Annotated in this window: 11 protein-coding genes; 7 read left to right on the forward strand and 4 right to left on the reverse strand. The window is 60.7% G+C overall.

Features of this window, described 5'->3' with window-relative positions; genetic code table 11:
• The first annotated feature begins 327 nt into the window (after positions 1 to 327).
• Together ACZM22_RS09125 and ACZM22_RS09130 are read left to right on the forward strand one after the other, a co-directional pair.
• Complete coding sequence (locus ACZM22_RS09125) at positions 328 to 2,040, forward strand: Na+/H+ antiporter NhaC family protein (protein ID WP_489543828.1); 1,713 nt, start codon at positions 328 to 330, stop codon at positions 2,038 to 2,040.
• 535 nt (positions 2,041 to 2,575) lie between these two features.
• A complete protein-coding gene (locus tag ACZM22_RS09130) occupies positions 2,576 to 4,288 on the forward strand; it encodes a Na+/H+ antiporter NhaC family protein (protein ID WP_489543829.1) in 1,713 nt (570 codons plus the stop codon).
• Positions 4,289 to 4,398: 110 nt separating this feature from the next.
• Here the strand turns inward: ACZM22_RS09130 and ACZM22_RS09135 are convergent, their stop codons facing one another.
• The 3 genes from ACZM22_RS09135 to ACZM22_RS09145 form a co-directional block, all read right to left on the reverse strand.
• Positions 4,399 to 4,809, reverse strand: a complete 411-nt coding sequence (locus ACZM22_RS09135) for a hypothetical protein (protein WP_483267358.1) — start codon at positions 4,807 to 4,809, stop codon at positions 4,399 to 4,401.
• Between the two features lie 16 nt (positions 4,810 to 4,825).
• Positions 4,826 to 5,920: an alanine/ornithine racemase family PLP-dependent enzyme gene (locus tag ACZM22_RS09140; RefSeq protein ID WP_489543830.1), complete on the reverse strand. Its 1,095-nt coding sequence runs from the start codon at positions 5,918 to 5,920 to the stop codon at positions 4,826 to 4,828.
• A 164-nt stretch (positions 5,921 to 6,084) separates the two neighbouring features.
• The gene (locus ACZM22_RS09145; RefSeq protein ID WP_489543831.1) at positions 6,085 to 7,176 is read right to left on the reverse strand and encodes an ABC transporter substrate-binding protein; all 1,092 of its coding nucleotides are present in this window, start codon (positions 7,174 to 7,176) and stop codon (positions 6,085 to 6,087) included.
• 204 nt (positions 7,177 to 7,380) lie between these two features.
• Between ACZM22_RS09145 and ACZM22_RS09150 the strand changes: the two genes are divergently transcribed.
• Positions 7,381 to 8,088 carry an MgtC/SapB family protein gene (locus tag ACZM22_RS09150; protein ID WP_489543832.1) on the forward strand — a complete coding sequence of 236 codons (708 nt, stop codon included), beginning with the start codon at positions 7,381 to 7,383 and terminating at the stop codon, positions 8,086 to 8,088.
• A 54-nt stretch (positions 8,089 to 8,142) separates the two neighbouring features.
• Here ACZM22_RS09150 and ACZM22_RS09155 read toward each other — a convergent pair whose 3' ends face one another.
• Positions 8,143 to 8,472, reverse strand: a complete 330-nt coding sequence (locus ACZM22_RS09155; RefSeq protein WP_489543833.1) for a winged helix-turn-helix transcriptional regulator — start codon at positions 8,470 to 8,472, stop codon at positions 8,143 to 8,145.
• Positions 8,473 to 8,590: 118 nt separating this feature from the next.
• On the opposite strand from ACZM22_RS09155, the gene ACZM22_RS09160 reads away from it, so the two are divergent.
• From ACZM22_RS09160 to ACZM22_RS09175, 4 genes are all read left to right on the forward strand, one after another.
• Positions 8,591 to 9,208, forward strand: coding sequence for a LysE/ArgO family amino acid transporter (locus ACZM22_RS09160; protein WP_489543834.1), 618 nt, complete (start codon positions 8,591 to 8,593; stop codon positions 9,206 to 9,208).
• A gap of 62 nt (positions 9,209 to 9,270) precedes the next feature.
• Complete coding sequence (gene truA, locus ACZM22_RS09165; RefSeq protein WP_489543835.1) at positions 9,271 to 10,008, forward strand: tRNA pseudouridine(38-40) synthase TruA; 738 nt, start codon at positions 9,271 to 9,273, stop codon at positions 10,006 to 10,008.
• 149 nt (positions 10,009 to 10,157) lie between these two features.
• A complete protein-coding gene (locus ACZM22_RS09170) occupies positions 10,158 to 11,570 on the forward strand; it encodes a phosphohexomutase domain-containing protein (RefSeq protein WP_489543836.1) in 1,413 nt (470 codons plus the stop codon).
• Between the two features lie 139 nt (positions 11,571 to 11,709).
• On the forward strand, positions 11,710 to 12,279 hold the full coding sequence (locus ACZM22_RS09175; protein WP_489543837.1) for an NADH peroxidase: 570 nt from the start codon (positions 11,710 to 11,712) through the stop codon (positions 12,277 to 12,279).
• Positions 12,280 to 12,415: the final 136 nt, after the last annotated feature.

Here is a 12,415-nt window from a genome sequence, read left to right on the forward strand (position 1 = left end):
TGCGCGCTTATAAAACACTGAACCGCGTAAATATCTTAACGCGAGCGAAAATACGATAGCGATATTTCACTACAAATACCGGCCATGTGGACGAAATCGGGTTATAAACAGGCAGAAAAGCGGATACGGATACCCGCTAAGGCTATGTTAAGAAAAGACAAAATGCCGATAAGAAGCCGAAAAATTGGCCCGAAATTGGGGAAAAGGGAGAAAGTGCGATTCATAATTTGTTCAAAATTACCCGCCCTCCAGATTGCTGAAACGTTGACAATCTGCTAAAAACCGGCTAAGATGAAAGCACATTTTGTGAGGAGGTAAATCACACACATGGAAAAGAAAAGTACCAAAATCGCGTATTTCGTTGCGTTGGGTATCTTTATCGTGCTGTTGGTCATTCTGGGCATCAGCTATAAAGATGCACCTATCCTCATTGAGGACGCGACCACCCCGTTCGCAGGCACCTTCTGGTCCCTGCTGCCCCCCATTGTGGCCATCGTGCTGGCCCTGATCAGCAAGGAAGTGTATTCCTCTCTGTTCCTGGGCTGCCTGGTAGGCGCTCTGCTGGTCAGCAACTTCCGGCCTTGGGAGACGCTGGTGCAGCTGGTGGAAGGCGATAACGGCATCGTCACCACCGTGTCCGATGCGGGCAACATCGCCATCATCGTGTTCCTGGTGGTGCTGGGCATCATGGTGGACCTGATGAACAAGACCGGCGGCTCCGAGGCGTTCGGCCGCTGGGCCACCAAGACCGTACATACCCGTGCGGGCGCACAGCTGATGACCATGCTGCTGGGCGTGCTGATCTTCATCGACGACTACTTCAACTGCCTGACCGTTGGCGCCGTGATGCGTCCCGTCACCGAGAGCCATCACATCTCCCGCGCCAAGCTGGCCTACGTCATCGACGCCACGGCCGCTCCCGTCTGCATGATCGCTCCCGTGTCCTCCTGGGCTGCCGCCGTGTCCGGCTACGTCAACTCTGACTCCGTCAGCGGCATCCAGATGTTCATCCGGCAGATCCCCTGGAACTACTACTGCCTGCTGACCCTGCTGATGATCGTGGTCATCTCCGTCCTGAACATCGACTACGGTCCCATGCTGACCCATGAGTACAACGCCCAGGTGAAGAACGACCTGTTCACCACCCCCGAGCGTCCCTTCGAGGGCGCCGATGACTATGAGAAGGCCGCCAACGGCAAGTCCTCCGTGCTGGATCTGCTGCTGCCCGTGGTGGTTCTGATCGTCACCTGCATCATCGGCCTGATCTACACCGGCGGCTACTACGATGACACCAGCGAGTATTTCCACGACTTCATGGGCGCGTTCTCCAACGCCTCCTCCGGCGCGGGCCTGGCCATCGGCTCCATGCTGGCTCTGGTGTTCACGTTCATCTACTTCTGGCTGCGGGGCTCCATCGGCTTTGAGAAGTCCTTCGAGTCTGTGCCCAACGGCTTCATCCAGATGATCTCCCCCATCCTGATCCTGACGTTTGCCTGGACGCTGTGCGGCCTGACCCGTTACGGCATGTACTCCGCCGACTTCGTGGTCAACGCCATGTCCGGCGCGGGGGAGCTGGCCAAGTTCCTGCCCGCCGTGATCTTCATCATCGGCGCGGCCATCGGCTTCGCCACCGGTACCTCCTGGGGCACCATCGGCATCATGGCCCCCATCGTGGTCCAGGTGTTCGACTTCAACACCGACCCCATCCTGTGCACCATCGGTCTGGCGGCGGCCTGCTCCGGCGGCGTTATGGGCGACCACTGCTCCCCCATCTCCGACACCACCATCATGGCTTCTGCCGGCGCACACTGCTATCACCTGAACCATGTGTTCACCCAGATCCCCTATGCGCTGACCGTGGCCGGCGTTACCTTCGTCAGCTTCATCCTGGCCGGCCTGATCCAGAACGTGGTCATCTGCCTCATCATCGCGGCGGCGCTGATGATCGCCACCCTGCTGGTCATCAGGGCCATCATGGCCAAGAAGCATCAGGGCATCTTCCAGGAGATGGCCGAGGCCAACAAGTCCATGGCCAAGTAAGGCTCTGCCGCTTCGCGGTATGCACCTGATCTCATGAAAAAGCCACCGCATCGCATCCGCGATGCGGTGGTTTTTTTGCGGTTTGCACGGATGCAGTACGGTGGCTTTTTTGGCAGCTGTGGTGGATTTTGCTGCCTGTACCGCCGCAGCTGCGGCCTGGCCGGCAGTTGACGTGCCGCGTCCCGGGGGAGGAAAGATGACGGCGCCGTTAACGGAGAATTAACGAAATATCGGATTTTCGAAATGCGCAGGAAACGCGGAGCGGGGACGCGGAGGCCGGAGAGACGGCTGATATATCGCTAAAGCTGCGTAAAGAAACAGAACTATTATTAATGAAATACATATAAAATATGTGAGAAGAACTGTGATTACATGATAAATTCGTGTAAAATTCAATGAAAATTGGAAGAAAGGGAGAAATTGCGGTTCATAATTTGTTCAAAATTACCCGCCCTGCGAATTGATGAAATATTGACAATTCACTGGAAACACGATAGGATGAGATCACCAATTTGTGAGGAGGTAAATCACACACATGGAAAAGAAAAGTACCAGAATCGCGTATTTCGTTGCGCTGGGTATCTTTATCGTGCTGTTGGTCGTTCTGGGCATCAGCTATAAAGATGCACCTATCCTCATTGAGGATGCGACCACCCCGTTCGCAGGCACCTTCTGGTCCCTGCTGCCCCCCATTGTGGCCATCGTGCTGGCCCTGATCAGTAAGGAAGTGTATTCCTCTCTGTTCCTGGGCTGCCTGGTGGGCGCTCTGCTGGTCAGCAACTACCAGCCCTGGGAGACGCTGGTGCAGCTGGTGGAAGGCGATAACGGCATCGTCACCACCGTGTCCGATGCGGGCAACATCGCCATCATCGTGTTCCTGGTGGTGCTGGGCATCATGGTGGACCTGATGAACAAGACCGGCGGCTCCGAGGCGTTCGGCCGCTGGGCCACCAAGACCGTACATACCCGTGCGGGCGCACAGCTGATGACCATGCTGCTGGGCGTGCTGATCTTCATCGACGACTACTTCAACTGCCTGACCGTTGGCGCCGTGATGCGTCCCGTCACCGAGAGCCATCACATCTCCCGCGCCAAGCTGGCCTACGTCATCGACGCCACGGCCGCTCCCGTCTGCATGATCGCTCCCGTGTCCTCCTGGGCTGCCGCCGTGTCCGGCTACGTCAACTCTGACTCCGTCAGCGGCATCCAGATGTTCATCCGGCAGATCCCCTGGAACTACTACTGCCTGCTGACCCTGCTGATGATCGTGGTCATCTCCGTCCTGAACATCGACTACGGTCCCATGCTGACCCATGAGTACAACGCCCAGGTGAAGAACGACCTGTTCACCACCCCCGAGCGTCCCTTCGAGGGCGCCGATGACTATGAGAAGGCCGCCAACGGCAAGTCCTCCGTGCTGGATCTGCTGCTGCCCGTGGTGGTTCTGATCGTCACCTGCATCATCGGCCTGATCTACACCGGCGGCTACTACGATGACACCAGCGAGTATTTCCACGACTTCATGGGCGCGTTCTCCAACGCCTCCTCCGGCGCGGGCCTGGCCATCGGCTCCATGCTGGCTCTGGTGTTTACGTTCATCTACTTCTGGCTGCGGGGCTCCATTGGCTTTGAGAAGTCCTTCGAGTCTGTGCCCAACGGCTTCATCCAGATGATCTCCCCCATCCTGATTCTGACGTTTGCCTGGACGCTGTGCGGCCTGACCCGCTACGGCATGTACTCCGCCGACTTCGTGGTCAACGCCATGTCCGGCGCAGGGGATCTGGCTAAGTTCCTGCCTGCCGTGATCTTCATCATCGGCGCGGCCATCGGCTTCGCCACCGGTACCTCCTGGGGCACCATCGGCATCATGGCTCCCATCGTGGTCCAGGTGTTCAACTACGATCAGCAGCCCATTCTGTGTACCATCGGTCTGGCGGCGGCCTGCTCCGGCGGCGTCATGGGCGACCATTGCTCCCCCATCTCCGACACCACCATCATGGCTTCCGCCGGTGCGCACTGCTTCCACCTGAACCATGTGTTCACCCAGCTGCCCTACGCCCTGACCGTGGCCGGCGTTACCTTCGTCAGCTTCATCCTGGCCGGCCTGATCCAGAACGTGGTCATCTGCCTCATCATCGCGGCGGCGCTGATGATTGCCACCCTGTTGGTCATCAGGGCCATCATGGCCAAGAAGCATCAGGGCATCTTCCAGGAGATGGCCGAGGCCAACAAGTCCCTGGTCAAGTAAGGCTCTGCGCGTACCAAACGAAAAAATGGGAGACGGCTTTGCCGTCTCCCATTTTTTGCTGCGTAGTTTACGCAAAAAAGGTACAGCGCATCGCGCCGTACCTTTTTTGCTCAAAAGTGAGTCTCTACAAACTTGTTGAACTTCTTTGTGTCCATCTGGTCCTTGTAGCTGTTGCGGAACCGCTTGACGGTCAGGCTGTTGTACTGTACGATCTTGCGGTACTTCAGGAATCCTGCCACCAGCGCCACGCCGCCGCAGAGATAGCCCATCGGCGCACTTTTCCAGCAGGTCCAGATCAGCACGGCGAACAGCACCAGCGAGATCAGCACACCGGCGATCTGCTTTTTCGGGTGCAGCTGCTTCACTGTGGCCTCATCGATGACGCCCTCCTCCACCATGGCCTTGGCGAACTGCTTCTGGACGCCGAATAGGCTGGCAGTATTCAGCAGCATGGGGGCCACCACGAAAAAGGCGAACAGTGCGTCCACCACACCTATCAACAGAACGGTCAATTCTCCCATATTCTCTCCTCCTATTTTAATTTACAAATTGAATGTGCATGTCGCTGCGGGCCGTGGCGTAGAGCATGTGGCTGTAACACAGGGAGAACTCCACCACATCGCCTACCTCCAGGCGGCGGGGGCAGTCCTCCACGTCCAGAATGCAGTGGTCGGAGGAGCCGCCGATGACGGTAATGCCCTCCTCGCGGGGCAGCAGGGACTCCAGCTCGCCTACGTCCGCACGGCCCAGAGCCAGAATGGCCCGCCGCCGGATGCCGCGGTCCTCGTACACCGGCTTGTGGCCGAAGGCGTCGATGGCGAATTCGCCGATGGGGTAGGTGGGCTTGTCACGCACCTCCACCACCTCCGCCCGCAGGGTGAAGGTGTCCATCCGCAGGTAGTCCATGTCGCGGATGCCCCAGTCCACCTGCAGGTCCTTGCCCAGCAGGATGGCCTCGCCGATGCGCAGGTGATTGATTCGCTCCGGCATGGTATCCCAATGCACCAGCGTGTAGGAACTGGTGGCGCCGCCGGAGACGATCTCCAGCTTCCGGCCGATGCGGCGCTCAATGCGGTCCGCGATGGCCAGCAGCTCCTGCATCTTCTCCGGCGTGGGCTTGGTGGAGCCGTAGCACGTCAGGTTCACGCCAATGCCGGCCAAAACCACATGGGGCAGCTCCCGCTCTACGTGGACGCACACGTCCACCATCTCGTCCTTGTCCCAGAACCCCTCCCGCAGGTCGCCCAGGTCGGCCATGACGATGACGCGGTGGGTCTTGCCCTGAAGCACACACTCCTCCTCCAGCGCGTCCAGCGTGACGCGTTCGCTCTGGAGGGACGTTTCGCACAGGCGCACCACGTCCGGCAGCTCGGTAAGCCCGGGAATGCGGATCAGCAGCCATGGCCCGCCGATACCGGCGGCGCGGCACTTTTCCACCTGTTCCAGACGGCTGGTACCCAGTTCATCTGCGCCGCATTGGCGCAGGGTGCGTGCTACCTCCGGCAGGCCGTCCGCGCCCTTTACCACGCCGCAGACGCGGATGTGCCGGTCATGACAGCGGCGGACAATGTGTTGGGCGTTGCTGCGCAGCGCGGAGAGGTCGATCTCCAGCTGTGGATATCTGCGATTCATGCGAACACCTCTTGCATTATAATATCCTGACTATTATAACATCAAACCTTCCGCTTGTCACACCTTTTCGGGAAAAAGAGGAAAATATCGCCGCCCCGCTGCTGTGCAGGATAGGAAAACCGCCGCCGGTTCTCCGGCGGCGGTGGGGCGCGATGGGGAGGCCGTCAGTCGGCGAGGAAACGGTCCGCGCCGGTGTCAGCACCGGCCTCGGTGAGCGCGGCCATCAGCTCATCCACCCAGGTGTCCACCTCGCTGCCGTCATCCTCCGGCAGCAGGAGCGGGGCGCTGCCCAGACCAATGACGGCGGGCAGAGAGACGGATGCGGCATTGTCGATGACGGGGTACTGGTAGCAGCCGTTCTGGGCGGCCAGATCCACGCACTCCGGCGACAGCGCGTACTCCGTCCACAGCTTGGCGGCGCTGGGGTGAGCGGCGTCCTGGAAGATGGCGGCGGCATCCACCTTCTGGGGCGCGCCGCTGGCGGGGGCAATGAGCCGCAGGCCGGTGCAGTTGTCGTCGGTAATGCGGGCCATGCCGTCGTGCAGGAAGCCGATGCCGATGACGCACTCGCCGGTGCCCAGACAGCGGACCATCTCCGCGTCAGAAGCGGTGTAGAGCGCCATGTTCTCGTCCAGCGACACCAGATAGTCCCGCCCGCCGAAGGCCTCCGGCTGCTGCATGGCGGCGCGGAGCAGCAGACGGCCCGCACCGTCCGCGGCGTAGTTGGAGGTCCAGATCAGCTCCTGATACGGCAGCTCCAGCAGATCGGCCCAGTCAGCGGGGGCATCGATCTCCATGCGCCGGAGCATGCTGCTGTCCACGATGAAGCCCAGCACGCTGCGGCGGATGCCGTACCAATAGCCGTCATCGTCGCGGTAGGCGCTGTCCGTCAGGTGGACGGCGTTGGCGGCGCTGTACGCCATCAGCTGCCCCGCCTCAGCGGCGGCGCGGCAGTTCTCGGCAGAGCCGCCGAACCACACGTCCGCACCGGCGGCGGTGCGCTGGTACGTGACGGTGATACCGAACAGCTCCTGGAAATGCTGACAGGCGGCGGCCAGGTATGACTCCTCACAACTGCCGTAGACCGTCAGCGCGCCCTCGGCCCGGGCTGCGGCGATGAGGTCCTCCATTCCATCAAAGCAGGCGGGGTAGACCGTCTCCTCGGCTGGGTCGGTCTGGCCGGCGGGCTCCTGACCGCAGGCCGTCAGGGACAGGGCGAGGCATCCCGCCAGCAGAAATGCAACTATTTTTTTCATCAATGATCCCTCCGTTTGTGAGCTCTGTACTGCGGTGCGCCGCAGATGGGTTCATAACATGTAGACTGTGGATAAAAACAGGAAATACCAGCGAAACAACGCAGGATTTTAGATAATTTGACAGGATGTCCCCCCACAAAGCGCTTGACAGAGCGAGTATAATAAGTAATACTACTTTCTATACTCGATGGGGAGGGAGCTGTTATGCTGTCGGGACTGACCAACTATCTGCCGGAGACGGCGCTGACGGTATTTGATAATCTGGAATTCTTTATCCGCATCGTGCTGGCGGCGATACTGGGCGCACTGGTGGGCCTGGAGCGCAGCAAGCGCCAGAAGGAGGCGGGCGTGCGCACCCACTGCATCATCGCCTGCACCTCGGCCCTGTTCATGATCCTGTCCAAGTACGCCTTTGTGGACCTCGTCGGCGTGGACGGCCTGCGGGGCGCGGACCCCGCCCGCATCGCGGCCCAGGTGGTCAGCGGCATTTCATTCCTGGGCGCCGGCGTTATCTTCAAAAACGGCAACTCCATCCGCGGCCTTACCACCGCCGCCGGCATGTGGGGCACCGCCGCCGTAGGCATGGCCATCGGCGCGGGCATGTACTGGGTAGGGCTTATCGAGGCCGCCGTACTGGTGGGCATCCAGATCGTGCTCCACCGCTTCCCCGTGGGGGCAGACGCCCTGACGACTCAGGAGATCGTGGTGGAAATGACGGACAGCGATGAGCTGCTGGCCCGCTTTGACGCACTGGTGAAGTCCCACCGCGGCCAGATCACCGAGAGCAGCCTGACCCGCCAGAACGGCATCCTCTGCATGGAGGTGACGGCCAAGCTGGATCCGCCCATCACCCACGAGGAGGCGCTGGCTTTCATGAAGGCCAACGACGGCGTGCGCCGCGTCTCCGTCTGATACATACAGCACCCAACGCCCTGCCTGCGCCCTGCGCAGGCGGGGCGTTTTGCATTACATCCGCTTTTCCGCCCAGTCGGACAGCTGCTCCAAAATAGGCAGCAGCTCACGGCAGCTGTCGGTGGGGCTGTACTCCACCCGCACCGGCACCTCCAGATACTCCTGCCGCGTCACCAGTCCATCCCTCTCCAGCTCCCGCAGGGCGGAGGACAGCACGGTGTTGCTGACGCCGTCCAGCTTGCTCCGCAGAGCGTTGTAGCGGATGGCGCCGGCGATGCACACGGCGCACAGGATCTGGACCTTCCACTTGCCGCCGATGAGCTGCATGGCATGGTGCAGCGGACACTTTTCCATACAGGGGCAGTCGTAATGGGACTCGGACATGGTTAGCTCCTCCTGACCTGCTCACATAAATCTGCGCTCTTGCTTTTTCCGCCGCAGGTGCTATCATGATAGCAGGTAAGAAAACCAAAGTAAATAGTGTGAGGAGAAAATCGTACCCATGAACATCTACTTGCAGGGCTTGACCATGGGTCTGGCCTATGTGGCCCCCATCGGGCTGCAGAACCTGTTCGTCATCAACAGCGCCCTGACCCAGAAGCGGGGCCGCGTGTACCTGACGGCGCTGATCGTCATCTGCTGGGATATCTCCCTGGGCGTCAGCTGCTTTTTGGGCGCGGGTGCGCTGATGCAGGCGGTGCCCTGGCTCCAGAAGGTCATTCTGGCCATCGGCAGCCTGATCGTCATCTGGATCGGCGTGGGCCTGCTGCGGTCCAAGGCCAGTCTGGAGGGCGGCAAGGACGTGAACGTGCCGGTGTGGCAGCTCATCACCTCTGCCTTCGTGGTGACATGGCTGAACCCGCAGGCCATTATCGACGGCACTATGATGCTGGGCGCATTCCGCGCCACGCTGCCCGCCGGCGGCGATGTGCCGTTCATCTGCGGCTTCGGCTCCGCGTCTATCATCTGGTTCCTGACGCTGTCCACCATCGTGTCCCTGCTGGGCAGCCGCTTCAACGAGAAGGTGCTGAACGTCATCAACAAGGTCTGCGGCGCCGTCATCATATTCTACGGTCTGAAGCTGCTGTACAGCTTTGCCCGGATGATGGGCTGGCTGTGAGAAAATCCATTGGCAAATCACGTCCTTTCTGCTACAATAAGGCGGAAAGGGCGTGATTTTTTGTGGAACAGAACTATAAGCTGACCATCGCCTACGACGGCACCCGCTTTTTCGGCTGGGAGCGCCAGCCGGGGAAGGATACGATACAGGGCAAGCTGGAGAGCGTGCTTTCCCGCCTGCAGGGCCATCCGGTGGACGTCACCGGCGCGGGCCGCACCGATGCGGGCGTCCACGCCCGGGCCATGACGGCCAATGTGGTGCTGGACGTGGAGGAGACGCCGGAGACCATCCGCGACTACCTGAACCGCTATCTGCCGGACACCATCGCCGTGCGGGAGGTGAAGGAGGCGTCGCCGCGGTTCCACGCCCGCTACAACGCGCTGGGCAAGACATACCGCTACATCTGCTTCGATGGGCCGGTGAAGCCGGTGTTCGACCGGAAATACGTGACGCTGCTGGACTACCGCCCCGACGTGGAGCGGATGCAGCAGGCGGCGGCCTACCTCACCGGAGAGCACGATTTTGCCAGCTTCTGCGGCAACCCCCGCATGAAAAAGTCCACCGTCCGGCTGGTGGACAGCATCACCGTGGAGCGCCGGAAGGACCGCGTGATCTTCACGTTCCACGGCACCGGCTTCCTCCAGAACATGGTGCGTATTTTAGTTGGTACCCTGCTGGAGGTGGGACGCGGCTACTGGGAGCCCGCCTATGTGCAGGACATCCTGGCGGCAAAGGATCGAAAGCTGGCGGGGCCTACAGCGCCGCCGGAGGGCCTGTGCCTGATGAAGGTGGACTATTAACGCGGCAAATATGGGGATGTTTGGCAAAATCGCATTTTTCTGGGCTATCTTTCCCACGGAAAGACGGCTATAATGACAACAAATATACGGCGCGGCGGGGACTGCCTGCCACAGATCGGACATTTGCCTGCTGAAAGGAGACTGCGCATATGATCAAGTTTGGAACCGGCGGCTGGCGCGCCGTCATCGCGGACGAATTTACCAAGGAGAACATCCGGCTGCTGATGGCGGGCCTGTGCCGCCTGATGGAGAAGGAGGGGCTCAGCGGGGCCGAGGTCTGCGTGGGCTATGATCGCCGCTTCCTGTCCAAGGAGTCTGCACACTGGGCGGCGGAGGTGCTGGTAGGCTATGGCTTCCATCCCTTCGTCATCAACCGCTCCAGTCCCACGCCCCTGATGATGTTCACCGTGAAGAAGCGGGGCGAGCCCTACGGCATCGCTGTCACCGCCAGCCACAACCCCGCCATCTACAACGGCATCAAGGTGTTCACCGCCGGTGGCCGCGACGCCGACGAGACGGTGACGGCCCGCATCGAGGCGGAGATCGCTCAGGTGACGCCTGCCGACGTGAAGAGCGTGGACTACGACGAAGCCCTGGCCGGGGGCCTTATCACCGAGGCCAACCCCATGAATGAGTATCTGGACAGCATCCTGTCCGCCGTGGACGTGGAGGCCATCAAGAACGCTGCGCTGCGCATCGGTTTCGATCCCATGTACGGCGTGAGTTGGTCCAGCCTCAGCATGCTGCTGACCACCTGCCGCTGCGATCTGGAGATCATCCACGACCGCCACGACACCCTGTTCGGCGGCAAGCTGCCCGCCCCCAACATGGAGACGCTGAAGCCGCTGGCGGCGCTGGTGCTGGATAAGCACTGCGACCTGGGCATCGCCACCGACGGCGACGCCGACCGGCTGGGCGTCATCGACAACGAGGGACAGTTTATCCATCCCAACAAGCTGCTGGTGCTGCTGTACTACTATCTGGTGAAGTACCGCGGCTGGCACGGCCCCTGCGTCCGCAACAACTCCACCAGCCACCTGCTGGACCGCGTGGCCGCAGGGCTGGGCGAGAAATGCTACGAGGTGCCGGTGGGCTTCAAGTGGGTGTCCGCCAAGATGGCGGAGACGGACGCCGTCATCGGCGGCGAGTCCTCCGGCGGCATGGCCGTTCGCGGCCACATCTCCGGCAAGGACGGCATCTACGCCGCCGCGCTGCTGGTGGAGATGCTGGCCGTCACCGGGAAGTCGGTGTCGGAGCTGTTCGCCGAGATCGCCGAGCAGTACGGCGACCCCCAGTGGGCCGAGGCGGACTTCCGCATGACCCCCTCCCGCAAAGCGGAGCTGCAGGAGCGACTGTTCGTCCATTGCGAGACGCCGGACTTCGGCAAGGCCGTGGATCACATCAGCCGCGAGGACGGCTGCAAGGTGTACTTCACCGACGGCAGCTGGGTCATCTGCCGCTTCTCCGGCACGGAGCCGCTGCTGCGCATGGCCGCCGAGGCCGATGAGCAGGCGGAGGCGGAGCGCTGCATCCGGGTGTGGCGCACGTTCCTGGGCTTGTAAAAAATACTGAAAAAAGTTTTGGATGTGTTGCGGATGCAACACATCCAAAACCGCATCCTGTGGTATACTGACGTCAGTAAGCGAGAGGGTGATCCCCTCACAAATCAATATACTATAATAAGTTATGGAGGATACGATCATGAAAAAGTGGGTATGTCCTGTTTGCGGTTACGTTTACGAAGGCGATGTTCCCCCCGCCGAGTGCCCTGTCTGTCACGTCAGCGGTGACAAGTTCACCCTGCAGTCCGAGGAGAAGACCTGGGCCGCCGAGCACGTTGTGGGCGTCGGTAAGGTCTTTGGCGAGGATGTTCCCGAGGAGGTCCGCAAGGAGATCATCGACGGCCTGCGCGCCAACTTCGAGGGCGAGTGCTCCGAGGTAGGTATGTATCTGGCCATGGCCCGTGTGGCCCACCGCGAGGGTTATCCCGAGATCGGCATGTACTGGGAGAAGGCCGGCCTGGAGGAGGCCGAGCACGCCGCCAAGTTCGCCGAGCTGCTGGGCGAGGTGGTCACCGACAGCACCAAGAAGAATCTGCAGATGCGCGTGGACGCCGAGAACGGCGCCACTGCCGGCAAGTTCGAGCTGGCCAAGCTGGCCAAGAAGTACAATCTGGACGCCATCCACGACACCGTCCATGAAATGGCCCGCGACGAAGCCCGTCACGGCAAGGCCTTCGAGGGTCTGCTGAACCGCTACTTCGGCAAGTAAGGAAATACGAGCAAAAAAAGAAGCGACCGCAAGGCCGACTCCTCATAAGGACATCTTGAAAACACCAGATTAAACCGATTGAGAGAATCTCTTGGTGTCGACCAAACGGGAATAGCCATCAACCATTTCATCGTGG

It is taken from the genome of Vescimonas sp., assembly GCF_057856985.1.

Excerpts from the sequence above, each read along its gene's own strand:
- ACZM22_RS09125 (WP_489543828.1), top strand. The coding sequence starts at position 328 with ATGGAAAAGAAAAGTACCAAAATCGCGTATTTCGTTGCGTTGGGTATC.
- ACZM22_RS09130 (WP_489543829.1), top strand. The coding sequence starts at position 2,576 with ATGGAAAAGAAAAGTACCAGAATCGCGTATTTCGTTGCGCTGGGTATC.
- ACZM22_RS09135 (WP_483267358.1), bottom strand. The coding sequence starts at position 4,809 with ATGGGAGAATTGACCGTTCTGTTGATAGGTGTGGTGGACGCACTGTTC.
- ACZM22_RS09140 (WP_489543830.1), bottom strand. The coding sequence starts at position 5,920 with ATGAATCGCAGATATCCACAGCTGGAGATCGACCTCTCCGCGCTGCGC.
- ACZM22_RS09145 (WP_489543831.1), bottom strand. The coding sequence starts at position 7,176 with ATGAAAAAAATAGTTGCATTTCTGCTGGCGGGATGCCTCGCCCTGTCC.
- ACZM22_RS09150 (WP_489543832.1), top strand. The coding sequence starts at position 7,381 with ATGCTGTCGGGACTGACCAACTATCTGCCGGAGACGGCGCTGACGGTA.
- ACZM22_RS09155 (WP_489543833.1), bottom strand. The coding sequence starts at position 8,472 with ATGTCCGAGTCCCATTACGACTGCCCCTGTATGGAAAAGTGTCCGCTG.
- ACZM22_RS09160 (WP_489543834.1), top strand. The coding sequence starts at position 8,591 with ATGAACATCTACTTGCAGGGCTTGACCATGGGTCTGGCCTATGTGGCC.
- ACZM22_RS09170 (WP_489543836.1), top strand. The coding sequence starts at position 10,158 with ATGATCAAGTTTGGAACCGGCGGCTGGCGCGCCGTCATCGCGGACGAA.
- ACZM22_RS09175 (WP_489543837.1), top strand. The coding sequence starts at position 11,710 with ATGAAAAAGTGGGTATGTCCTGTTTGCGGTTACGTTTACGAAGGCGAT.